Source organism: Metaclostridioides mangenotii, assembly GCF_017873185.1.
Lineage (GTDB): Bacteria > Bacillota > Clostridia > Peptostreptococcales > Peptostreptococcaceae > Metaclostridioides > Metaclostridioides mangenotii.
Window position 1 is genome coordinate 605134 of record NZ_JAGGJX010000001.1, and the last position, 23146, is coordinate 628279.

Annotated in this window: 25 protein-coding genes; 5 read left to right on the forward strand and 20 right to left on the reverse strand. The window is 30.3% G+C overall.

What is annotated here, in order from left to right; translation table 11 throughout:
• Window positions 1–73: 73 nt before the first annotated feature.
• The 3 genes from J2Z43_RS02945 to J2Z43_RS02950 all read right to left on the reverse strand — a co-directional run bounded on the left by J2Z43_RS02945 (window position 74) and on the right by J2Z43_RS02950 (window position 1515).
• Complete coding sequence (locus J2Z43_RS02945) at window positions 74–610, reverse strand: biotin transporter BioY (protein ID WP_209455774.1); 537 nt, start codon at window positions 608–610, stop codon at window positions 74–76.
• A gap of 252 nt (window positions 611–862) precedes the next feature.
• The gene (locus J2Z43_RS14990) at window positions 863–985 is read right to left on the reverse strand and encodes a hypothetical protein (protein ID WP_268828383.1); all 123 of its coding nucleotides are present in this window, start codon (window positions 983–985) and stop codon (window positions 863–865) included.
• A gap of 92 nt (window positions 986–1077) precedes the next feature.
• Window positions 1078–1515: a COG2426 family protein gene (locus J2Z43_RS02950; protein ID WP_234925948.1), complete on the reverse strand. Its 438-nt coding sequence runs from the start codon at window positions 1513–1515 to the stop codon at window positions 1078–1080.
• Between the two features lie 280 nt (window positions 1516–1795).
• Here J2Z43_RS02950 and J2Z43_RS02955 point away from each other — a divergent pair, with 280 nt between their 5' ends.
• A complete protein-coding gene (locus J2Z43_RS02955; RefSeq protein ID WP_209455775.1) occupies window positions 1796–3406 on the forward strand; it encodes a Na/Pi cotransporter family protein in 1611 nt (536 codons plus the stop codon).
• A 138-nt stretch (window positions 3407–3544) separates the two neighbouring features.
• On the opposite strand, the gene J2Z43_RS02960 is transcribed toward J2Z43_RS02955, so the two are convergent.
• The 10 genes from J2Z43_RS02960 to J2Z43_RS03005 all read right to left on the reverse strand — a co-directional run bounded on the left by J2Z43_RS02960 (window position 3545) and on the right by J2Z43_RS03005 (window position 13535).
• Window positions 3545–3823: a hypothetical protein gene (locus J2Z43_RS02960; RefSeq protein ID WP_209455776.1), complete on the reverse strand. Its 279-nt coding sequence runs from the start codon at window positions 3821–3823 to the stop codon at window positions 3545–3547.
• A 157-nt stretch (window positions 3824–3980) separates the two neighbouring features.
• Complete coding sequence (locus J2Z43_RS02965) at window positions 3981–4409, reverse strand: MOSC domain-containing protein (RefSeq protein WP_209455777.1); 429 nt, start codon at window positions 4407–4409, stop codon at window positions 3981–3983.
• A 16-nt stretch (window positions 4410–4425) separates the two neighbouring features.
• Window positions 4426–4893, reverse strand: a complete 468-nt coding sequence (gene moaC / locus J2Z43_RS02970) for a cyclic pyranopterin monophosphate synthase MoaC (protein ID WP_209455778.1) — start codon at window positions 4891–4893, stop codon at window positions 4426–4428.
• A gap of 1 nt (window position 4894) precedes the next feature.
• Entirely contained in the window at window positions 4895–5851 is a 957-nt protein-coding gene (moaA, locus tag J2Z43_RS02975) for a GTP 3',8-cyclase MoaA (protein WP_209455779.1), read from the reverse strand.
• 22 nt (window positions 5852–5873) lie between these two features.
• On the reverse strand, window positions 5874–6377 hold the full coding sequence (locus J2Z43_RS02980; RefSeq protein WP_209455780.1) for a MogA/MoaB family molybdenum cofactor biosynthesis protein: 504 nt from the start codon (window positions 6375–6377) through the stop codon (window positions 5874–5876).
• Window positions 6378–6641: 264 nt separating this feature from the next.
• The gene (locus J2Z43_RS02985) at window positions 6642–7016 is read right to left on the reverse strand and encodes a CoA-binding protein (protein ID WP_051599227.1); all 375 of its coding nucleotides are present in this window, start codon (window positions 7014–7016) and stop codon (window positions 6642–6644) included.
• A gap of 50 nt (window positions 7017–7066) precedes the next feature.
• Window positions 7067–7675 carry a molybdenum cofactor guanylyltransferase gene (locus J2Z43_RS02990; RefSeq protein ID WP_327786928.1) on the reverse strand — a complete coding sequence of 203 codons (609 nt, stop codon included), beginning with the start codon at window positions 7673–7675 and terminating at the stop codon, window positions 7067–7069.
• Entirely contained in the window at window positions 7676–9043 is a 1368-nt protein-coding gene (locus J2Z43_RS02995) for a GTP pyrophosphokinase (protein WP_209455782.1), read from the reverse strand.
• A 383-nt stretch (window positions 9044–9426) separates the two neighbouring features.
• Window positions 9427–11955 carry a DNA helicase RecQ gene (gene recQ / locus J2Z43_RS03000; RefSeq protein WP_209455783.1) on the reverse strand — a complete coding sequence of 843 codons (2529 nt, stop codon included), beginning with the start codon at window positions 11953–11955 and terminating at the stop codon, window positions 9427–9429.
• Window positions 11956–12098: 143 nt separating this feature from the next.
• Complete coding sequence (locus tag J2Z43_RS03005) at window positions 12099–13535, reverse strand: alanine/glycine:cation symporter family protein (RefSeq protein WP_209455784.1); 1437 nt, start codon at window positions 13533–13535, stop codon at window positions 12099–12101.
• Between the two features lie 422 nt (window positions 13536–13957).
• Between J2Z43_RS03005 and J2Z43_RS03010 the strand changes: the two genes are divergently transcribed.
• Both J2Z43_RS03010 and J2Z43_RS03015 read left to right on the forward strand, forming a co-directional pair.
• On the forward strand, window positions 13958–15226 hold the full coding sequence (locus J2Z43_RS03010) for an ArsB/NhaD family transporter (protein WP_209455785.1): 1269 nt from the start codon (window positions 13958–13960) through the stop codon (window positions 15224–15226).
• Between the two features lie 23 nt (window positions 15227–15249).
• A complete protein-coding gene (locus tag J2Z43_RS03015) occupies window positions 15250–15705 on the forward strand; it encodes a hypothetical protein (RefSeq protein WP_027701946.1) in 456 nt (151 codons plus the stop codon).
• Window positions 15706–15804: 99 nt separating this feature from the next.
• On the opposite strand, the gene J2Z43_RS03020 is transcribed toward J2Z43_RS03015, so the two are convergent.
• From J2Z43_RS03020 to J2Z43_RS03050, 7 genes are all read right to left on the reverse strand, one after another.
• Window positions 15805–16692 carry an NAD(P)/FAD-dependent oxidoreductase gene (locus tag J2Z43_RS03020; RefSeq protein WP_209455786.1) on the reverse strand — a complete coding sequence of 296 codons (888 nt, stop codon included), beginning with the start codon at window positions 16690–16692 and terminating at the stop codon, window positions 15805–15807.
• Window positions 16693–16707: 15 nt separating this feature from the next.
• Window positions 16708–17025, reverse strand: a complete 318-nt coding sequence (gene trxA / locus J2Z43_RS03025; RefSeq protein ID WP_209455787.1) for a thioredoxin — start codon at window positions 17023–17025, stop codon at window positions 16708–16710.
• A gap of 144 nt (window positions 17026–17169) precedes the next feature.
• Window positions 17170–18405 carry a sensor histidine kinase gene (locus J2Z43_RS03030; RefSeq protein ID WP_209456363.1) on the reverse strand — a complete coding sequence of 412 codons (1236 nt, stop codon included), beginning with the start codon at window positions 18403–18405 and terminating at the stop codon, window positions 17170–17172.
• Window positions 18395–19066 carry a response regulator transcription factor gene (locus J2Z43_RS03035; protein ID WP_209455788.1) on the reverse strand — a complete coding sequence of 224 codons (672 nt, stop codon included), beginning with the start codon at window positions 19064–19066 and terminating at the stop codon, window positions 18395–18397. The genes J2Z43_RS03030 and J2Z43_RS03035 overlap by 11 nt, the downstream gene beginning before the upstream one ends.
• A 28-nt stretch (window positions 19067–19094) precedes the next feature.
• On the reverse strand, window positions 19095–19931 hold the full coding sequence (locus J2Z43_RS03040; protein WP_209455789.1) for a hypothetical protein: 837 nt from the start codon (window positions 19929–19931) through the stop codon (window positions 19095–19097).
• A 29-nt stretch (window positions 19932–19960) separates the two neighbouring features.
• Window positions 19961–20848, reverse strand: a complete 888-nt coding sequence (locus J2Z43_RS03045; RefSeq protein WP_209455790.1) for a DNA-binding protein — start codon at window positions 20846–20848, stop codon at window positions 19961–19963.
• A 20-nt stretch (window positions 20849–20868) separates the two neighbouring features.
• Window positions 20869–21594, reverse strand: coding sequence for a DNA alkylation repair protein (locus tag J2Z43_RS03050; protein WP_209455791.1), 726 nt, complete (start codon window positions 21592–21594; stop codon window positions 20869–20871).
• Window positions 21595–21829: 235 nt separating this feature from the next.
• Here J2Z43_RS03050 and J2Z43_RS15240 point away from each other — a divergent pair, with 235 nt between their 5' ends.
• Both J2Z43_RS15240 and J2Z43_RS15245 read left to right on the forward strand, forming a co-directional pair.
• A complete protein-coding gene (locus tag J2Z43_RS15240; protein ID WP_330617436.1) occupies window positions 21830–22483 on the forward strand; it encodes an amidohydrolase family protein in 654 nt (217 codons plus the stop codon).
• Window positions 22484–22514: 31 nt separating this feature from the next.
• Complete coding sequence (locus J2Z43_RS15245) at window positions 22515–23105, forward strand: amidohydrolase family protein (RefSeq protein ID WP_330617464.1); 591 nt, start codon at window positions 22515–22517, stop codon at window positions 23103–23105.
• The last annotated feature ends 41 nt before the right edge of the window (window positions 23106–23146 follow it).

Consider the following 23146-nt stretch of genomic DNA (forward strand, 5'->3'; position numbering starts at 1 on the left):
TAAAAAGATGCTACAAAATAATAGAGATCCCATAATTAGAATCTCCATTAATTCATCTTTATATCATTTTAATTTAAACCTTACTTAAATACAATCTTTTAGATAAAGTTGTCCCTATTACAGAAACAAATACTACTTTTACTAAATCCAGTGGAATAAATGGAACTACACATGCAAGTAAAGCTTGAACAAAGGTCATATTTGTTATAAAAATAAACATTACAGTTCCAAGTGTGTAATCCACCAGTAGTCCTAAAATCATACCAAATATAATTGCAATCTTTGAATCAAATTTATCTTTAAAATAACCAACTATAAGTGCCATAATCGGAAACCCTAGTATATAACCTCCTGTAGGACCCAATACAATTCCCATTCCTCCTGTCATCTGAGCAAATACTGGCAATCCTACTGCTCCAACTAAAACGTAGATAAGCTGGGATATAAATCCTCTTTTAGCACCGAGTACTACTCCAGTTAGTCCTACTGCAAAAGTCTGCATTGTAAGAGGAACAGTAGTGAAAGGAAGCGGTATAGATATCTGAGAGAGAATAGCCGTAATACTTGCAAATATACCACATAAAATTAAATCTTTAGTTGATAGTTTCATATTTCAACCCCTTATCAGAAATTTATAATTAAAATGAAGTTAATTATCTTAATTAATTAATTACATCTATTATTTTAATTATTAAGTTCTAACTTGTCAAATCACATGTATAAACTTAATTTTATAAAGTGATTTATTATCCAAAAAAATATATATAAATTAAATAAGATTTGGCAGCACACTTTATACTTTGGCGCCAAATCTAATTTCCTCCCTACAAAACTTATAAAATTAAAAAAATCATTTTATTTTCTATATGGAAATATTTAAAAACCTTTCTATAATGTAGTAATGACCTCTAACCCCTACATATTGTGTACAAAATTTAATACCAGTTTGAGTGTAAATAGGTGGTTTTTGTAAGTACTTTAACATATTTTTCCCCCATAATTATAATTTAAATAGAATTAAAAAGAGCCGTAGGTTTTACGCTACGGCTTACAATCCAAAGGATAGATTTTGATATTTTATATCAGATGTAAAGAAATAGCAGAAACTATAACTCCAGCGATAGCATTACCTACAAACACTCCAAATAGCACATCCCTTATCCTCATCTTTAGTATAGAGGCAATAGCAGAAGCCGTCCATGTTCCAGTAGTCGGAAGTGGTATTCCGACAAATATTATAAGACCGATCATTGTTGCGCTCTTTAATTTTTTGATTCCAGTATCTATTTTTCGGTCTATCTTTTCTACTATTTTAGTGAACAGTTTTTTTCTTTTTAAATAGTGCATCATTTGCCTAAAAGTCAGCACAAGTGGTATTGAAACTAAAGTCGATCCAATCACACTCACTATATATACTGCAATCGGGTTTAAACCCATAGCTATGCCTATTGGTATCGCTCCCCTGAGTTCAGTAATTGGTATCATTGATAGAATCATTATTTGTATGTATTTCAAAGCAACCTCCTAAAATTAATCTCTACCTCTTATTATACTTCAAATGGAAGGATTTGTGAAATATTAAATCTTTTTTAAATTAAACCTAATTCTAAACTTTTTGTTAAATATTATAACAAATTTAACAAATTTAATAAATTTTCATAACCTTTATTTAACATTTTCTTAACTTTTACTTAACAGTATGTTAATATTATCTTTGAGCAAATTTGTTATTCTATATCTGTGAGACTTTTTTATGCCAAAAATAAAAATTAAATAATCATTTAGGAGGATACAAGTGAATATAGCAATTAGCCTTATGGGCGGACTTGGTCTATTTCTTTACGGAATGAACCTTATGGGTGAAGGACTTCAGAAATCTGCCGGAAATAAGTTAAAGAAAATAATCGAAATGCTAACAAGCAATGTCGTTATGGGAGTTCTCGTTGGAGCAGTCGTAACAGGTATTATCCAAAGTTCTAGTGCAACTACGGTAATGGTCGTAGGATTTGTAAATGCAGGTATTATGAACTTGAGTCAGGCAATAGGTATTATAATGGGGGCTAATATCGGTACTACTGTTACTGCACAATTGGTATCTTTCGATCTTAACGCATTGGCTCCATTAGCACTTGGTATAGGTATTATATTTTATTTATTTGCTACAAATGATAAAGTAAAACATACTGCTGAAATTCTTATAGGTTTTGGTATACTTTTTACTGGTATGGAATTTATGAAAAATGCAGTGGAACCTCTAGCTCAGTATAAGTCTTTTACTGATGCCCTTTTATACTTTGGTAAGAACCCTATTCTAGGAGTTGTAGCCGGTTTTATGATTACAGGTATTATTCAGAGTTCCAGCGCCTCTATGGGTATGCTAATAGCTTTAGCATCTCAGGGAATTCTTCCACTATCTGCTGCACTGCCTATACTTTATGGAGATAACATCGGTACTTGTGTTACTTCTCTTATATCAAGCGTTGGTGCAAGTAGAAACGCTAGAAGAGCAGCTATAATGCATCTATCTTTTAATGTAATCGGAACAATTATATTTATGCTTATATTAAACAAACCTATCTCAGCAATTGTAACATACCTAGATCCGGGAAATACGGCTAGACAACTTGCAAATGCACATACACTGTTTAATTTAACAAACGTGATTATCTTGCTTCCATTCTCTAAATACATAGTAAAACTTTCTACTAAGATTATGCCTATTAAAGAGAATGAAGATGAAATTTCAAGCAATACAAAATACCTTGATGATAGAATGTTCGAAACACCTTCAATAGCTCTTGCAAACTCAGTACAAGAAGTCGTTAGAATGGGGAATAAATCTACAAATACTCTAAAGTATTCGATGAGCGCCTTAATCGATAAAGATAATATTGTACTCAAAAAAGCATTTGAATCTGAAAAGACGGTCAATAAGCTTCAGAAAGACCTACTCAGTTATCTATTAAAGCTTTCAAAAGAGCCACTAAGAGATGATGAGAGATTTATGATAGATTCACTTTACCATACTGTAAATGATATCGAGAGAGTATCAGATCACGCAGAAAATATAGCAGAATTAGCAGGAGAAATGATCAAGAGCGATTTAGTATTCTCTGAAACTGCTATCAAAGAAATAAATGAAATCTACGGTAAAACATTGAAAAATCTAGAGTACTCTTTGACAGCTCTTAACGATATGGATTTCAACTTAGCTAATGAAGTATTAAAAACTGAAGAAGAAGTAAACTATTTAGAAAAAACATATAGAAAAGCTCATATAACTAGACTTAACGAAGGCGATTGTACTATAGATGCCGGAGTAATATTCTTAGATTTACTTACAAATATAGAGAGAATCTCGGACCACTGTAAAAATATCGCTAGAATGGTTCTAGATTTCCAATAAACATTTAACTTAAAAATATATTAATATTTAAATACAAAATAAAATCACTTTCAATATTTATAGATTTAAATACACAACATTTTAAATCTACAATACTGGAAGTGATTTTTAGTTTTACAGATTATCTTATCTAAACTTCTATCCGATAAATACCTTTATTATATCCTTATTCTTCCTTTCAAAGGTAACTATCTCACCTGTCAGATCGTAGTCGAAAGCGCTTATTAACATATCTGTTATCTTCTTGCCGTCTATTACTCCATCATTTTCTTCAAAAAAATCCAAAGCGTTGTCTTGAATCATCTGCTTAGAAAATTCTATCGGCAACTTTATATTAACCTTGTCACCAGTGTGTGATAGAACTCTTATCCTTAAAAACTTCTCATCTGAATTTCTAGGTAAACCTTTTGACGCCATAAAATCACCACCTAAATACATTATCTAAATATTAGATTCTATTCGCACAATCGCTTCTTTATGACTTTTTTTAAAAATAGCACATAAAAAAACGGCACCGTACTTAACGAATACCGTTTAATCTTTAAAGTATTTCCCAAATTTAGTAGAATATAAACTAAAGGATTGTTATTTCATCTCCTACATTTAAAGCCCCGCCTACTATGACTTTAACAAATATACCTTCTCTAGGCATTATACAGTCACCTGTAATCTGTTTTATTTCACATCCGCTGTGACATTTTTTACCTATCTGAGTTACTTCTACTTCGCACTCGCCCATCTTAAGTCTTGTCCCAATCGGAAGAGTGAATACTTCTATACCAGTTGTAGTTATGTTTTCAGCAAAGTCACCTGATTTTAAATCAGACTTTGCATGTCTCATCTTGTCAATGCTCTCATCACCAAGTAAGCTTATTTGTCTGTGCCAATTGCCAGCATGAGCATCTCCTACTATTCCATGATCTACTTTTAGTTCAGCACTCTTTACAGGGACTTTTATTACTCCCTTTTTTTCACTAATGTTAATTGATACTACCTTAGCCATAATCTCCTACCTCACCCTAAAATTTAAAGTCACCTGATTTTCCACCAGTTTTCTCTATTAGATGGATATTGCTTATTACCATCTTCTTATCTACTGCTTTACACATATCGTATATTGTAAGAGCCGCTATGGAACATGAATTTAATGCTTCCATCTCAACTCCTGTTTTACCCATTGATTTACATGTCGAATATATCTTTATACAAGAGTTTTCATCGTCTATCTCAAAGTCTAGATCGCATCCTACTAGGTTTATTTGATGGCACATAGGTATATTATTGGATGTATTCTTTGCGCCCATAATACCTGCAACCTGTGCCACTGACAAAACATCACCTTTTTTAATTTGACCATTTTTTACCTTTTCTAATGCTTCCTTGCTCAGAGTTATTGTAGCTGTTGCTATGGCTACTCTCTGTGTATCATCTTTATCGCTTATATCCACCATTTTGGCATAACCTTTTTCATTTATATGAGTTAACATTCTAACCTCCAATTTCGTACATACATCTATCAGTATCTGTAGTTTTATTTTCTATTAAATGATGTCTCTCAGGTTTAGATTTTACAATGTCTTTCATTTCAGCCTTAAACAGTAGTGGCTTATTTATAAAAGGTTTTATGTCTATTTCTTCTTTAGAATGTAGACATGTTTTGATAAATCCTCTAGATGTAAGTCTAAGTCTACTGCAAGTATCACAAAAAGAACAGCTTAAAGGTGTAATTACACCTATTTTTCCCTTTGAATTCTTAAATCTATAGTAATCAGCTGTACTATTTTCAGTATCTTCAACTTTTTCTAGGCCATCAACTGAGTTTATCATATCCTTAATATTTAAATATCCTTTTTTGTATATTTTCCTAGCTTCTCCAAGCGGCATCAATTCTATAAATCTAACATCTACATATTTTCTTATAGTCATATTCATAAGATCTAGTATCTCATCATCATTAAATCCTTTGATTGCAACACAGTTTATCTTAACTTTTATTCCGAGTTCAATACATTTATCTATAGCCGATAGTACATCTTTCAACTCTCCACCCTGAGTTATAGACTTGTATCTATACTCTTTTAAAGAATCTAGACTAATATTTACTTTTCTAAGCCCATTTTGTTTCAACGTTTGAAGTCTTTCAGTCAACCCTATCGCATTAGTAGTCATACACACATCATCTATACCAGAATCTTTAGCATGCTTTATAAGTTCCTCTAATTTAGGATATAAAAGAGGTTCTCCACCTGTAAATCTAACTTTATTGATTCCCATTTCAGCCATAGAGCTTATAATAAATTTATAATCATCAAAACTCAAAAAATCATTTATATACTCATCATCAAACTCTACACCATTTGGCATACAATATAGACATCTTAAATTGCATTTATCAGTCAGCGATATTCGAAGATAGTTTATTTCTCTTCCATAATTATCTACCATATTGAATCTACCTCTTTGCTAATTATTTTTTGTCATTAGTGGCACATTCTGTAGCTTCTCCCTTTAATATCTTAATACCATGAGGCAACACATCTATAATAAACTCTAAATTTTCAATGGCTCCTTTAGGACTTCCCGGCAAGTTTACTATTATTGTATTCTTTATTATACCACTAACACCTCTACTTAAAATAGCTTGCTTTGTTATTTCTGTCGATCTCATTCTCATGTACTCACTAAGTCCCGGTATTTCTCTCTCTATAACAGCCTTAGTTGCCTCTGGAGTATTATCCCTCTGCGAAAACCCTGTACCGCCATTGGTAAGAATCAAATCCACTTCATTGCTATCACATAATTTTATTAAATTCTCTTTTAATTCATCGCAATCGTCACTTTGCAATAAATACTTTACAACTCTATATATTTTTTTACCTTCAACAAATTCTATAAGTCTCTTAGCAGTAATATCTTCTCTTTCTCCGCGAGATCCTTTATCACTAAGAGTTATAATTGCTACATTAAACATATATCCTCCTCAAAACAAATTATTCATTTGTTTTAATTTATATATTAATTATTATTTTAATACATACTAATAAAAAATTAAAGTCTACATATACATTATATAATATAAATCCCTATATTCATACTTAATCTACATAAAAAAAGAAATCATCTGTAAAGTTTAATGATTTCTTTCAATTTATTTTAAATTATAATATACTTTTATATTGATAAAGCTATTTATTAACTCTACAAAACTATTTATTTCACAAAAAAACTATCGATCTTATAGATCGTTAAGTTCTCTGCAAAGATCTGATTCATGCTCTATATTTAATTTAAGCTCTTTAGCCTTCTTTAAAATTGCTGCATTAAAGCTTCCCTCTTCAAACCACAGATTTCTTATGTCTAAAAGTTCCATTTCATCAAAAATAGATTCTATCATAGTGTATTTTTCAACGATTGTGACAACATCGATATTGTTTGGTACATCTTTAAGGCTTTCGTACACCTCTACTCCATCTATTGGATTTAAATTTTCATCTATAGCGACTACTTTAAAATCCTTATCCTGTAATTCTTTAATTATTGAAAAAGCTTTGCTCTCTTTACTGCACTCAGCAGTTACAACAGCCCATGAATTGTATCTATTAAGATTCATATATATCTCCTTCCATACTTAAGCATATCTTATAAATTTACCATACTATTTTATATTCTATCTATATTCTCAAATTCTTCTATAGTATTGATGTTTTTGAAATAATTTTCGCTTAGGTTAAAGTATACATGTTTTTTATCTATTCTGTCTACTAGATTTTTAAGCTTCAAATTATTCTTGCTTATGCATAATTTTACTTCTTTTAATATTTCTTTTTTATAACCAGAACACAATGGCTGTATTTTTTCATCGTATACAGAAACTATACTTATATCATACATCTGCTTTGCAATCTTTTCAACTACAAAGCTATTTACAAAAGGCATATCACAGGCAACAACAACAATATCGTATTTTGAAACGTTTAAAGCTGTGTATATACCACCTATAGGTCCCAACTCTTTTATTTCATCTTCATATACTTTGACGTTATAATTTGAAAATAAGTTTTTTTCATTCGATATGACTATTACTTCATCAAAATTTTTAAAGGCTTCAATGGCAATGTCAATAAAGTTGCTATTTTTAAATTTTAAAAATGCTTTATTTTTACCCATTCTTTTACTTTTACCCCCAGCTAAAATAACTCCAGTCTTCTGTATAGGTTGAATTTTGACTCCTCTCCTTTTGCAAATTAATATATGAGTGTTGTTAAAAATTTATTCAAATATTTGAGTTATCTTTTCCTTAAATGATGTCAGCAGATCTTCTTTGCTATTTGTATACTCTTCATAAGTATCAAATTCCCTACATATCAATCCTACTACTTCACCGCAGTTGAAAGCTATCTTTTCTAAGTTATAATTATATAATATCTCTACGCTGTCTATTTTAGTTATGCTTTCAGCAACGCATTTATATATTTCATCTACAATCTTATCGGAATCTTCTTTAAAGTAACTTTGAAGTTGTTCCTTGATTTCCACACTTATAATATTTTCTTTTATATATAGTACAAAATTTTCAAAATCTTGTTTGTTATCACATTGCTCTATCTCAAATAAAATCCTAAAGAACAAATTCCAAGGGAACTCTGTATTCAATCTACTTCTAAAATGTTCTCCAACTGTTTTACAAAAATCATCCTCAAAATCTGGTTCGTTTACAAATACTAACTCTTCATTAAAGTCGATTTCTTTATTTACAATCTCACCTAACCTCAAGAATTCTTCCAACATGAATTCACCTAAATCGTCTTCTTCAATTTCCTTTTTGCTAAATGAGTAGTTTAGTATAGTCTCACATGGCTTTTTAAAGTCCACTACAAAACCTATACTGCTGTCCATCTTATCGTAGAATACATCGTACACAAGCTTTGCAAACAGCTTTTCCATCTCCATCTTACTAGTATTCATATTGAACTTTTGATTTGAATTAAAGTTTTTATAAAGACTCAGCAGCTGTCCATCGATCATTGTTAAATTGCTTCTAATCGAAGACATCATATCTTTTATAAATTTATCCGCAAGTAAATACGTATTATTTTTGTATATTATTTTATGTTCAATTTCACTCCAGAACACATTTACCAGTGATTTTATCTGAAGTTCAAAATTTACTTCTTTATTTAAATAGTCATAAACACCGTCGATCTTGTATATTTCAAAACCATTTTTCTGCTTATTAGGTTGTTTTTCTGATAACTTTAGTTTGATACTTTTATTATCTTTATTGTAGTAGTATATCTTGTCATCTGTTTTATTGAAGTGTCTACGAAACAATCTATATATTTTAGCTTCATCTTCTATAAACCTGCACTCTATTCTAATACCGATTATATCTGACATATTGTCAATCAAATCTCCAGCTTCACTGTACTTCTTGATATATCTATTTCTTATAATCTTCTCTCTCAAGCTCGGTTCAGATTTAATCCTAGAAGTAAGGTTTATATACTCCTGATTTTTTTCTTTTAAAATTTCTTCAAAGTGATCCTTTATTTCATCTGATATACTCTCTAGAGCAGGACTCATCGTTCTCAACATCTCTATAGATTCTTCAATAAAGTCAAATTCTTTTAATCCCATAATTAATTCTCCTGTAATTCTCGTAGTCGATCTGTATTTTTTGTTACATATTTATTCTAACATTTTTTTAAAGCTATTTGAGTATTACAAACTAAAATTCACATATAATTCAAACGAAACTCTAAATATGCTATATACTATATTAATAGTATGAAAACTATTTACAAGTTTCACATTTCTTAATATCGTCTTTCATATATATTCCCATTTCCCAGGCAATATTTACACCCTCTATGCGTTTCGGCATTATTCTTTGATACTTTTGTTGTCCATAACAATAATTGTTCTTAAAATAGTTTTTAGTGCATTATTTCGCATATTTAATCTATTTCATATCAAAACTTGCTTATTTATGAAAAAAACTTACGGCATAAATCACAATTTTACATTTTTTTGTTCATATCTTCGAGCAATTTATCCAACAAGACAGCTCGTATAGTTTCGTATTTTATATTGTCCGGCAGTTTTCTCTTTAAAATATTTAAGTTTTTGTCACCGTGCTTACTACACATATCTAATATCATTTCTTTTTCTTGCACATCGTAGTATCCATTTATGTCTAAATCAAATGTCAGGTTATTTCCCTCTTCCAAATAAGCGTGTACATAACCTAAGACTGTAGACTGTGAAGTTTCCAAAAATTCTCCTACTTCTTCTACGTTTTGACCTTGGTTTAATAAATCTAAAGCTATTTCATTTTTCTTTCTGCTCTCTCCATCAAGTATCAATGTCTTTCTCTTTTTAACAGTCCATAAAGTATCTATTGAGTTTTTATCAATATACTCATTAACAATATTAATTATACTTTTTCCATACTTTTTAACTTTAGTAGGCCCTATCCCACCTATATCTGATAGCTGTTCCTGATTTATTGGATATCTGCCACTTATTTCCTTAATAGTATCTTTAGATAAAACCATTGATGGTAAACTTCTTTCTTTTTCAGCACACTTTTTTCTAAATATGTCTAACACATCATACAATACTTTATTGGACTCAACTCTAAAAAACTCGTCCTCTATTTCAACTTCTTCATATTTTCTTTTAGAGCTTAATTTTTCTTTTACGGCCTCTTCATCGTTTTCCTCAAGAGATTTTTTATCTACTTTTCTTTCAATTCCGTTTTTATCCATATATTCTTTAATTACATTTTCAAATTGCTCTCCATACTTTTCGTATTTAACTTGACCAACTCCAGATATATTTAACATCTCTTTTTGTGTAGTTGGCATTTTCATAGACATGCTTTTAAGTGTCCCATCACCAAATACCATATAAGGAGCAATCTTTTGTAATACAGATATTTTCTTTCTAAGTTCTCTAAGGCTTTCATAAAGCTCATCTTTAACCTCAATAACCTCTGTTATTACATCTTCTTTAAATTCAACCTGAATTTTACCTTTAAGTATATCCATTGATATATCATTTAACTTGATTGTCGGAAAACTTCCCCTTCCTCCAGATCCAAGGCTCTCTACCATATCCAAATAACCATGTGAAACCAATGTATTTATAAAAGTCTTTAAATCATCACTAGAATAATCTTTCATTATATTATATGTAGATAGTTTGTCAAAACCAAATTGTAGCACTTTTTTATTTTTAGAACCTCTTAGTACATCGACAATAGTAGTTATTCCGTAAGATCTTTTCATCCTGTAAATACATGAAATAACTTTCTGAGCATCTACAGTCTTATCCACCATCTCACCAGAATTTAAACAGTTACTACAATTACCACAGTCCTCTTCGAAGTTTTCTCCGAAATAAGTCAGTATATTTTTTCTGTAGCAAGAATTAGTATATACAAGGTCTATCATCTGTTGAAGTTTTTTATGTTGATGTAGTTTACGATCTGGATTATCTATACCTAAATCAATTAAGTACTTTTGAACTTGAATATCTCCAGGAGTAAACATCAATATACATTCACTTTTTTCTCCATCTCTACCAGCTCTACCTATCTCTTGGTAGTAATTTTCTATACTTTGAGGCATATTGTAATGTATTACCCATCTTATATTGGGCTTGTCTATACCCATACCAAAAGCATTTGTCGCTACCATGATATTTATATCGTCTTTTATAAATTCAACTTGATTACTCGTTCTCTCTTTGTTACCCAATCCAGCATGGTACCTAGCTACTGAAAATCCTTTTGATTCCAAAATTTCATGGATTTTTTCTACTTCTTTTCTAGTAGCTGCGTAAACTATACCTGATTCCGATTTATGGTTCTGTATGTAATCTAACATATATTTTCTTTTATTGGAATTTCTAACTATATTGATAGTAAGATTTTCTCTATTAAATCCAGTTATAAAACATTCTGGATCTTCTAATAGTAGCAGTCTCTCTATATCTTCTCTGACTTCATTTGAAGCAGTCGCTGTAAAAGCAGTAACAACTGGTTTACTTTTTAATATTTTTATAAATTTAGGTATCTCTCTATAACTAAGTCTGAAATCATGTCCCCACTGTGAAACACAGTGAGCTTCATCTATTGCAACTTGACTAATATTTTTATCCCAAACTAAGTTTATAAATTCATCACTATCTAACCTCTCTGGCGCAATGTAAATAAGCTTCAGCTCATCATTTTTTATTTCATCTAAAACTTTACCAAATTGTTTTGCTGTAAGTGAACTATTTATAAATCCTGCTTTTACTCCTATTTCATTAAGTGCATCTACTTGATCCTTCATTAGCGATATCAAAGGAGAAACCACTATAGTAAGCCCATCAAATACCAAAGCAGGTATCTGATAACATATAGACTTACCCCCTCCAGTAGGCATTATAGCTACTACATCTTTTTTATCTATTATAGAATTTATTATTTCCGCTTGGCCTCTTCTAAAGTTTTTATATCCGTAAAATTTGGATAGTATGTCCAAAGGTCTCGTGTTCATATATCCACTCTCCTATTATTTAAATTATACAATTTATTATATCACAATAAAATAAAGACATATTAAAAGCACAAGTATTGTTACTTTTATATGTCTTTATCATTTACCTAAATAAGGTGAAATTAATTATATAATTATATGTTTTATTTTTTATCCCCATGCCACTCAGAAACATTTTGAAGCTCTGGAATATCATCTACTGTAAATACAGGATTTTTTATTCCAGCCTTTTTCTGCTTTGTGTAGTCATTAAGTGCCATAAATGCGTATTTACCTAAGAATAATATAGCAATAATATTTATGATAGCCATAAGAGCCATAAACAAGTCCGCTAAGTTCCAAACTACTTCTACTTGTGTTATTGATCCAAAACAAACCATAGCAACTACAAAAACTCTAAATATATTTAGCTTAACTTTACTTCCGCTCATAAACTCAATATTTGACTCTCCATAGTAGTAGTTCCCAACTATTGAACTAAACGCGAATAAGAATATACAAACTGCAACGAATATTGCTCCAAGTGCACCGACATGAGATGTTAGAGCCTCCTGAGCTAGCTCTATTCCAGTAGCTTTACTAGTAGAGTATCCTGAGTAAAGAAGAACCATAAAAGCTGTACAACTACATATTATTATTGTATCAGTAAATACACCTAGTGACTGTATAAGCCCTTGAACTACAGGGTGTTTTACGTCTGCTGTAGCTGCTGCATTAGGCGCACTACCCATACCCGCCTCATTAGAGAAAAGGCCTCTTTTTACTCCCGTCATAAGAGTTCCAATAAATCCTCCAGTAGCCATACTCTTAAAATCAAATGCACTGCTGACAATTAATTTAATCACTGCTGGAACCTCAGTAATATTTATAAGTACTATAACTAAAGCTACAAGTATATAAAGACTCGCAAATACTGGAACTATAACTTCAGAAACTTTTGCAACCCTGTGCACGCCTCCAAAAATTACTAAAGCAGTAAGAACTCCAAGAGCAATAGCCATCGTAACCTTGCTTATCCCAAATGCGTTGTTAAAAGCTAATGAAACAGTATTAGCTTGAACAGCATTGAAAACAAAACCGTAACAAATCGATATCAGTATTGAAAACGCAATACCCATCCACTTTTTATTCAAACCTTGCTCCATATAATAGGCTGGTCCACCTCTAAATGATTTTCCATCTTTTATTTTATATATTTGAGCAAGTGTACTCTCGACAAAACTAGATGCTGAACCGATTAATGCAATGACCCACATCCAAAATACAGATCCTGGCCCCCCAATAGCAACTGCTATCGCTATACCAGCAATATTTCCAGTACCTACTCTAGATGATGTACTAATACAAAACGCCTGAAAAGATGATATACTTCCAGACTTCTTTACATCTTTGTCTGAAAATCCGTCCCCCAATAATCTAAACATCTCAAAGAAATATTTAAATTGTACAAATTTAGTCTTAAAAGTAAAATAAATTCCTGTAGCTACCAACATAATGATAAGAATATAAGACCATAAGTAGTCATTTACTAATACAACTTTATTATTAATAAATGATATTATATAATTCGAAATTTCCATAACTCAATTCCCTTCTTTTTATAATAATTGACAAATTCAAAATAAATAATAATATTTACAAAATGAATTATTTATTTAAAAAATTTCATTAATACAATTATAATATTATGAAAAATAATTATCAAGCGAAATATTGCATAATTTTTTTTTAATTATTCATTTTTTAATCTTTGATGATAATTTCATACTTACTTAAATGGTGAAAATATTGATTTTAGATCAAATCCCAACATTATTATGTTATAATTTTATCAACAGGATTGTTATAAACAGCGATTTCCTGTTAATAAGAGTTTAAATTTGTTAATATTGTGTTAAAAAAACTACTTTTCAACTTCCATTGAATTATATTGCAAAAAGGGCTAATATAAATATTGCTAACTAGAAATAACTAGTAATAATTTAAAATGGAGGTATTATTTATGACAGTACAACAAATTATAGCACTTAGTATTTTTTTAATAGTAATGGCTGCCATTATAACAGAAAAAATAAATCGCTCTGTTGCATCTCTTGGTGGAGCACTACTTATGATCTTATTCAACATATTGACCTTTGACAAAGGATTAAGTCATATAGATTTCAACACTATCGGGGTTTTAGTAGGAATGATGTTGTATGTAGGAGTAGTTAAAAACTCGGGTCTTTTCGAGTATATTGCAATTTGGACAGCAAAAAAGACAAAAGGTGATCCCTGGAAAATCATGGTGTACTTTATAATTATAACTGCAGTTTTATCTGCTCTACTAGATAATGTAACAACAGTTTTACTTATAGGTCCTATGACTATCACAATCACACAAATTTTAGGACTAAATCCAGTACCATTTTTACTATCACAAATACTTGCATCTAATATCGGTGGTACGGCGACACTTATAGGTGATCCACCAAATATAATGATAGGTAGCGCTGCAAACCTAAGCTTTATGGACTTTGTGGTAAATCTTTCACCAGTAATAATTGTAATACTTATAGCTATGATCATATGCTGTAAATTCTTATACGCTAAAAAACTTGTGGTAGACGATGAAGCTAGAAACAAAATTTTAAAACTTGATGAAACAAAATCTATAAAAGATAAAACACTTATGATAAAAAGTCTTGTTGTAATGTTCTTTATTTTATTTGGATTTGCATTCCATAGTTCTCTAAAAATAGAATCTTGTGTAGTAGCACTAACTGGAGCAGTAGTAATGCTTCTTATAGGTAAGCAAGATGTAGATGAAATATTATTGGATGTAGAGTGGTCTACTATCTTCTTCTTTATGGGTCTTTTTATAGTAGTTGGAGGCCTTGTAGAAGTGGGTCTGATAAATAGTTTAGCCGAATTAATAATCGGGGCGACTGAAGGTCATATGATTCTTACAATGCTTATAATCCTATGGTTATCTGCGATTGTATCTTCATTCTTAGATAATATTCCATTTGTAGCTACAATAATACCGCTTATTCTCACTATGCAGGCTCAAGGCATAGATGTTACGCCACTATGGTGGGCAACTTCTCTCGGAGCTTGTCTAGGCGGTAATGGGACTCTAATAGGTGCATCAGCCAATGTAGTTTTAGCAGGAGTGAGTCAGAGACACGGTTATCCCATAACATTTAAGGAATTCTTTAAAGTTGGATTCCCTATAATGCTTCTGTCAGTAGCTATTTCAACAGTATATTTGGTAATTAAATTTATTTAAAATATAATAAAGGGGATGTTTTAATGAACGAAAACACGGCAATAGGAGACTCGATAGAAGTTCTACTCAGACAACTTGGAGCTACTAAAATAAGTAAAGTAAGAAGCTATTTATACTTTATCGAATTTAAATTAAGTGAAGAGTGGAAAGTAACTTACTCGTACAATATCAATACAAAGGATCAGTTTTTCCTTCAAAGGATAAAGCCATATCCGATCCCACAAGGTGTATTTACCGATGAATACGAGGTTGTATCTTTTATCACCAAAGATTTAAATAAATTTGAAAATGCTAAAAATAGCAGTAACTTCTCTACTTTTGTAGAAGTTACTAACAAGGTAAATTCAATAAATGAAGAAATGGAAAGACTATTCTTAAATTACAATGTGGATAGTGAAGATTTAAAAGATTTAAACGAAAATCTAGATAAAATTCTAAGAAATATATCTAAATCAGAAAAAAACTCAAAGAAACTATAAATATTTTAATCTATAAATAAAAAAGATCCTCTCAAAAATAATTACATTACTTTTGAGAGGATCTTTTTATTTATATAGTTCATATAGTTTTGTATATATCTACTTATTTTTTAGTTTAAGTTTGTCTAAATAAGATACTGCACTTAGAGCCGCTATCTGACCTTGTCCGGCAGCTTTTATGTATGAGTAGGGTCTACCCACACAATCTCCAGCGGCGAAGCATCCAGCTATGCTTGTATTCATCATAGCATCAATTTTTATATGTCTGTCTTCAATATCTATCCCAGGAACAAGCGATGCAGGAGATGTACTATCTTTTATAACAAATACTCCGTCTATTGCAAGTTCTTCTATATTTCTAAACTGTATATTGTTTACAAGATTATCACCATTAATTTCAACTGGTCTATCATTTATTACTTCAATTGTATCCTCTAATATCTTTGATCCTCTCATAAGAAATTCGCTCTTATACATAGGAATAAAGTAAGTTTTTGATGTAAGTTCATTTAAAAAATTAGCCTCTTCTTGTGATTCATCATTGTATCCTATAACAGCGACATTCTTGTCTCTGTAAAGAGGTGCATCGCAAGTAGCACAATAGCTAACTCCTCTTCCTAAAAACTCTTCTTCACCTTTGATAGGCTTAGTATACTCCACTCCAGTGGCAAGTATCACTGTTGTCGCTTCAAACATCTCGCTTCCACACAGTAAAGTAAAGTACTCTCCCATCGCGTAGATGTTGTTTATTCTTTTATTAGTTATAGATATCTCCATCTTTTCAAGATGTTCTACAAATTTCTCTTTTAAGTCTTCTCCCGTTATTTCATGAAATCCTAAATAGTTGTCTATCGACGCAGCTTTTGTAAGCTTAGTACTTAGGTTGTCGTTTCCAAACAAGATAAAGCTCTTATTTCTTATCTTAGCATTTATTGCAGCTGATAAGCCAGCAGGACCACTGCCTATTATTGCTATATCATAACGCATATTTTTTCACCTATTCTATAAATGAGATTTTACTTTTAATTCTATCTTATCCTTTGGCATAAATCCAACCATAGTGTCAACTGCTTTACCATCTTTGAAAACCATCATTGTTGGTACAGTTGAAACATTGAATTGTTGTGCTATTTCTAAACTTTGATCTATATCTAATTTTAAGAATTTAGCTTCTTCTTTCATTTCTTCACCTAATTCTTCAAATACTGGACCTAACATATTACAAGGTCCACACCATGTAGCGAAGAAATCTACCACTACTACTCCTCTTCCATCTTCAACCTGATTTCTAAATTCTGCTGTATTAATAATTTTTGCCATATTAAATTACCTCCCACTAAATTGTTATATATTTATATATTATAATATGTTTAGTATTAAAAAATTTGACTAATAAAATCTTTTAATATTTTTATATGATAATATTATACCCATTGTTTATTGTAAAAAACAATTTTTTAAATTTTATAGATTTTTATAAGGAACTAATAATTCAAATTCCGTTCCCTCACCTAGCTTTGATTTAACATTTATTTTTATTGATAAATTTTTGCTGATTAATTTTGCAATTGATAAACCTATCCCTGATCCATCGATATCTTTATCTCTAACGTTTTCACTTCTGAAGAACCTGTCAAATATATAGGGTATTTCGCTATCCTTAATTCCACACCCAGTGTCTTTTATACAGATACTTAGTCCACCCACTGACAGATTTTCCTTCAAAATTATAGAAATGCTGTCTCCAGATTTAGTATATTTAAATGCGTTGTCAATAAATACAAGTATACAATTTCTAAGTTTGTTTTGATCAGTATCTATAACCAACTCCTCAAAATCAGATTCGAACTCAAAATTCTTTTTTTGAATTTCTGCTATATCTATATAATCATCTGCTATTTCTTTTATCAAAGATACTAAATCCACTTTTTTTAGATTGATATTTACAACTGTATCTTCTTTACTTAGGCTCAACAGATCATTTACCATCTTTTTAATTTTTCTTGTCTCCTTCATAGCAACTGCTATTTTTTCGACTTCATCATTGATAGTATTGTCTGGATGCTTTAGCACACTTTCCAACTTAGAGGAAGCTATGGTTATTGGGGTTCTAAGCTCATGAGAAGCGTCTTGAATAAACTTAGCTTGATTCTTCCATACGTTTTCAATTGGGACTAATGCCTTTCTAGTAAGATACACTGCCACAAAATATGTTATTACTATCGATGCCAATACGGCAATCAATAGTGCAGATGTAATCTGTCTTCTAGAATTTAGTTCCGAATCAATATTTCTTATAATCTGTATTTTATATTTTCCCTCTATTACACTTAAAGCTCTAAATGTATGTCCATTCTTTGTATATTTATAAAAGTTATTAATTTTCTCACTTTCTATATTTGGTAGTATTTCATCAAAATACTCGTTTCGCGTGTAGTATCTTATTCTATCATTTTCATAGACATACACCATATCCTTTGGGTCCTCAAGCCTGATAGGCTCAAAAAAAGATGTACTCTTTAGTTGCATCATTATATAATTGTATTCACTTTTAATCTCATTATCTACACTACCATAAGTCATAGCAGTGAAATATAAGAAAATAAAAAACGAAAAAATTATCATAAAGCTGCCAACTACCAATATGTACATCTTAATTAAATTATTTTTAGTTTCAGAAAATATATTTTTATTTATCATCAAACATATAACCTACCTTGCGTTTAGTTTTTATATATTTGTCGTAATTAAATTTGCTAAGTTTTTTTCTGAGATTACTCACGTAAACTTCTACAATCTCGATTGTAGCATCAGAATCTATACCCCATATTCTGTCATATATCTGCTCTTTAAGCAAAATAGAACCTTTATTTAGCATAAAATACTCTAAAAGATTAAATTGCTTATTTTGAAGCTTTATTTCTTCATCATTGATAAACACTTTCTTTTTGCTTAAATCCATATACATCTCTTTAAATTTTAGAGAGTTTTCATCTTTTATTTTTCCATTTGTCCTTAATATTGCATACACTCGTGCGACAAGTTCTTCCATATAAAATGGTTTTGTAAGATAGTCGTTCGCGCCTATTTTAAATGCCTCAACTTTGTCATCTAACTCTTCTCTTGCAGTGAGAATCAAAACTGGAACTTCAATATTATTGTCCCTCATCGATTTAAGAATTTCCATACCTCCTAGATTTGGAAGCATTAAGTCTAGAATAATTAAATCGTATATCTTTTGATTTATCAAGTATAATGCTTCTTCACCATCTCTACTGACTTCTGTTTCAAAGTAATAGTTAAGTTCACTTGAAATGGTCTCTAAAAGTTCTTTATTATCTTCGACAATTAAAATTTTCATTGTTTCCTCCAATAATAATAAATGCTACCTAGTCTATTATAGCCTTATGCGATTTAAAATCTATGTCTACATTTAAGTTTTGGTCGGCATCATTGTATATATAACCAACTACTTCTAATTTTGTTGTCTCTTTTGAGCTTATAACATCTATCTCTGCTTCCTCAGAAGCCTTTAATACACTATTGTAGGCTATATGCTCCAAATTGATATAATCACCATTTTCATTAATTTCAGCTACCTTTAATATCAAGTTTCCAAGATCTTTAGAAGACGAGTTTTTCATTTTCAAACTATAAGTATTTCCCTCATCTGCATCGTTAAGTTTTTTGAAGTCAGATAGTACTAAAGTTTCGTACGATTTACTATTTTCTGTAACTATCTTTGACTTTTTAATGTCAATCTTACTGTCTCTCATATTGACACTAACTCTTTTTCCTTCAGCAATATAACTATAAGATGTAATTTCGATAATATTTGCAAATTCTTTATGCTCTAAATCAACATACGCAGTCTCCCCTGGACGCAAAGTAATACCAAGAAAAGCATTTGAATCTGTTGAAATTAAATTACCATTTCTATCGTACTCACTATACACAAGCTTTATGTTTGATAGATTAAAAATAGAATTATTTTCTACCTTTGTTCTTGTCAATCTTTTGTTAGTGGTGTCTTTATCTACGTCATCAAATTTAATCTTTTCTATATTAATGGCTTCTGCATTATTTTTATCGATATCAATATTATCTTCTTCATCTTGTTTTATTTCTATTTTTTTACTTGTATCACTACTTTGCTTGCAAGCACTTACTGAAAAAGTGATTACAACCAAAGATAATACTATATAAACAATTTTTGATGTTTTCATTGTCTTAGCACCTCTTGTGGATATTATTTTTATAGCAGATCCTTATTTTTTTTCATAAAATCCTTTAATGCCTGTGTTAATATCACCGACTTGCTATATTTTGAATTACTACATAGTCTATCAAATTCATTCCATGTATTTATATCTACCCTAATAGATGTAGATTTAAATTCTACTATCTTTTCATCTTCTACAAATATATCTTTTTCATCAGATTTTTTAATTTTATTTATATCATTGGCGTAATCTTTAACCTGCAAATACCAATCATACACCTCACATAACTTATCTAAGTCTTCTTGAGTCACATTTATTTTTCTATCAACTCTTGTTTTTGTTTTCTTTACAGTATCTTTTTTTGCAGAGTTTTCTTTTGTACTATCTTTTTTTACAGACTCTTTTTTAGTTGTTTGTTTAGAAGCAGACTGCTTAGTTGTTGTATTTTTTCTAGTTGATGTTTTATTTTCTTCTTGTTTAGTCTTTGTATGATTGCTAGTTGTCTTGTTGTTTACTGTCTTATCAGTTGTCTGCTTTGTCGTTTCTTTTTTTGATACTTGTTTTTTAGTATTTGACTGTGCTTTTTTATCATCTTTTTTTGCCATTTCTTCTATTTTTAATTTAGCTTTAGTATTGCTGCTGTTTTCTTTAACATCATCTATTCCCGTTACATTAGCGAAATCAAGTTGTTCTACGTTTTTTTCTATATTGTTATCTTTTTTGTCATTTAACTTATCTTCAACTTTGTCATTAAAATCATTTTTTAATATATATTTGCCTTTTATGGACTTATATCCTTTTTTATTTAGAAAGGTTCTTAAAGTGCTTTGACTTATTCCAAGTTCTTTCGATATATCAACAAACTTTAAATTTTTTTCTTGAAGTTTTAAAAAGTTATCGATTCTTTCGTTTACGTCCATCTAAAGACCTCCATAATTTTTTAATTTCTAGTTTTTCTCTTCATACTTCTTATTATCTTCTTTTTTTCATTATCTACACGGTATGACTCTACAATTTTTTGTAGAGCTTTATTATAAGTAAAATTATCTAAGTTGTTATTGTTTAGATAATTTAGAGTTTCTCCCTCAAATTTCACATAACACATAGATATTAACCAAGCTATTGCCATTTGAACATAATATTCCTCTGAATTAATATCATCGCAAAAACAAAATATATCCTTTAAGTAAGCTTCATCTATATAATATTCCAAAAGCATTACAATAGCAAATCTGACCTGCCAAAAATTTTCTGAATAGATATTTTCTTTGACAAGTTTGTACATCCTTTCTTTATTTAATTTAGCTACTTTCAATCCCGAACAGAATGTATCGCATATTGACCAATTTCTAATCTTAGGTACAAACTTTACTATATATTTTTCTACTTCATTATATTCACTCTTAATACTTGATATAATTATCGCTTGCAGTAGTAGTTCCTCATGGTATGTATCTTCGCAAACGCTTAAATATTCTCTCCAATTCCCTTCGATAATTTCTTTAGACATCTTTCTTAAAACTGGAATTCTAATTCCTAGTATATGATCTTCTCCAGGAATAAGTTTTTTATTGAAATCCCTGTACTCGGCTTCCTGTAAATCTTCAATGTAACTTAGAAGATCTGTATAAGATTTTTTGTTCCAATTTGCTCTATTTAGTATCAATTTTTTACACTCCTAAATTTCTCTTTCTACCCATTGTATCATAAAATGTACTGCTAAAAAAAGTATAACAAACAAGATCTTTCAAATTTTTCAATTCTACTACTTAATTCTACAAAATTGAGTCCTTGATTTCTTAAATTTATGTTATAATACCCATATATACGAATTTAATCGAATTAATTTGTTTTAATGTACACTTTTTTAAAATATAATTAATAAATATAAGGAGTCTAGCATGGTTAATATACTAAAAGGAAATATAGTTTTCACTGAAACTCCAAAAGAGTTTAAAGTATTTGAAAACAACTATATAGTTATAGAAGACGGTAAAACTAAAGGAATATTTGATGAACTTCCAAGCGAGTACTCAAATATCAATGTAATAGATTATACTGACAAAATAATAATACCTGGGATGAATGATCTACATTGTCATGCACCGCAGTTTAGAAACTTAGGTATGGCTATGGACAAAGAACTTCTTCCATGGTTAAACAGTTATACATTCCCAGAAGAATCAAAATACGAAAGCATAGATTATGCTAAAAATATGTACCCAAAATTTGTAAAAGAGATGTGGAGAGCAGGAACGACTAGAGCATCTGTCTTTGCTACAGTTCACAAAGATTCTACTAGGGAGCTTATGAATTTATTTGAAAAGGCAGGACTTGGTGCGTACGTTGGTAAAGTTAACATGAATATGAACTGTCCAGATCCTTTGCTTGAAGACACATTTAAATCTCTAGGAGATACTGAAGAAATACTAAAAGAATACAGTAAAAAAGATTCTATTGTAAAACCTATAATTACACCTAGATTTGTACCAAGCTGTACAAGCGATCTCCTAAAAAGGTCTTGGAGATTTATGTATAAAATACAATGTCCCTAGCCAGTCTCATCTATCAGAAAACTTAGGTGAAATTGAATGGGTAAAAGAGCTAGAGCCAAAGTCAAAGTTTTACGGTGATGCTTACAATCAATACAACCTATTCGGTCAAACTCCTACGCTTATGGCTCACTGTGTGTACTCATCTGACGAAGAGATAGAACTGATGAAGGAAAACAGTGTAACAGTAGTTCACTGCCCAGCATCAAACTTCAATGTTGGAAGTGGAATTTCGCCAGTTAGAAAATTAATGAATAACGGTGTAAAAGTATCGTTGGGATCAGATATTAGCGGAGGACATTCGCTATCTATATTTGATGCAATAGTTTCAGCAATTCAAGTATCAAAACTATGGTGGGTTAAATCTGATAAAGAGTACGACTTCTTAACACTATCAGAAGCGTTTTACATGGCTACAAAAAGCGGTGGAAGTTTCTTTGGTATGGTTGGTAGCTTTGAAGAAGGTTTTGAATTCGACGCATTAGTAATCGATGATTGCAACCTAAACCATGATAATTACTCTATAATAGAAAGACTTGAAAGATTTATATACATTGGAGACGATAGAAATATAGTAGATAGATATGTACAAGGTAACCTAATAAAAGAGCCAATATTTTGTTAGACCGATTTTTTAATTAAGTAAATGAAGTAAAAGAAGTACAA

Excerpts from the sequence above, each read along its gene's own strand:
- J2Z43_RS02945 (WP_209455774.1), bottom strand. The coding sequence starts at position 610 with ATGAAACTATCAACTAAAGATTTAATTTTATGTGGTATATTTGCAAGT.
- J2Z43_RS14990 (WP_268828383.1), bottom strand. The coding sequence starts at position 985 with ATGTTAAAGTACTTACAAAAACCACCTATTTACACTCAAACTGGTATT.
- J2Z43_RS02960 (WP_209455776.1), bottom strand. The coding sequence starts at position 3,823 with ATGGCGTCAAAAGGTTTACCTAGAAATTCAGATGAGAAGTTTTTAAGG.
- J2Z43_RS02965 (WP_209455777.1), bottom strand. The coding sequence starts at position 4,409 with ATGGCTAAGGTAGTATCAATTAACATTAGTGAAAAAAAGGGAGTAATA.
- moaC (WP_209455778.1), bottom strand. The coding sequence starts at position 4,893 with ATGTTAACTCATATAAATGAAAAAGGTTATGCCAAAATGGTGGATATA.
- moaA (WP_209455779.1), bottom strand. The coding sequence starts at position 5,851 with ATGGTAGATAATTATGGAAGAGAAATAAACTATCTTCGAATATCGCTG.
- J2Z43_RS02980 (WP_209455780.1), bottom strand. The coding sequence starts at position 6,377 with ATGTTTAATGTAGCAATTATAACTCTTAGTGATAAAGGATCTCGCGGA.
- J2Z43_RS02985 (WP_051599227.1), bottom strand. The coding sequence starts at position 7,016 with ATGAATCTTAATAGATACAATTCATGGGCTGTTGTAACTGCTGAGTGC.
- J2Z43_RS02995 (WP_209455782.1), bottom strand. The coding sequence starts at position 9,043 with ATGGGATTAAAAGAATTTGACTTTATTGAAGAATCTATAGAGATGTTG.
- recQ (WP_209455783.1), bottom strand. The coding sequence starts at position 11,955 with ATGAACACGAGACCTTTGGACATACTATCCAAATTTTACGGATATAAA.
- J2Z43_RS03005 (WP_209455784.1), bottom strand. The coding sequence starts at position 13,535 with ATGGAAATTTCGAATTATATAATATCATTTATTAATAATAAAGTTGTA.
- J2Z43_RS03010 (WP_209455785.1), top strand. The coding sequence starts at position 13,958 with ATGACAGTACAACAAATTATAGCACTTAGTATTTTTTTAATAGTAATG.
- J2Z43_RS03015 (WP_027701946.1), top strand. The coding sequence starts at position 15,250 with ATGAACGAAAACACGGCAATAGGAGACTCGATAGAAGTTCTACTCAGA.
- J2Z43_RS03020 (WP_209455786.1), bottom strand. The coding sequence starts at position 16,692 with ATGCGTTATGATATAGCAATAATAGGCAGTGGTCCTGCTGGCTTATCA.
- trxA (WP_209455787.1), bottom strand. The coding sequence starts at position 17,025 with ATGGCAAAAATTATTAATACAGCAGAATTTAGAAATCAGGTTGAAGAT.
- J2Z43_RS03030 (WP_209456363.1), bottom strand. The coding sequence starts at position 18,405 with ATGATAAATAAAAATATATTTTCTGAAACTAAAAATAATTTAATTAAG.
- J2Z43_RS03035 (WP_209455788.1), bottom strand. The coding sequence starts at position 19,066 with ATGAAAATTTTAATTGTCGAAGATAATAAAGAACTTTTAGAGACCATT.
- J2Z43_RS03040 (WP_209455789.1), bottom strand. The coding sequence starts at position 19,931 with ATGAAAACATCAAAAATTGTTTATATAGTATTATCTTTGGTTGTAATC.
- J2Z43_RS03045 (WP_209455790.1), bottom strand. The coding sequence starts at position 20,848 with ATGGACGTAAACGAAAGAATCGATAACTTTTTAAAACTTCAAGAAAAA.
- J2Z43_RS15240 (WP_330617436.1), top strand. The coding sequence starts at position 21,830 with ATGGTTAATATACTAAAAGGAAATATAGTTTTCACTGAAACTCCAAAA.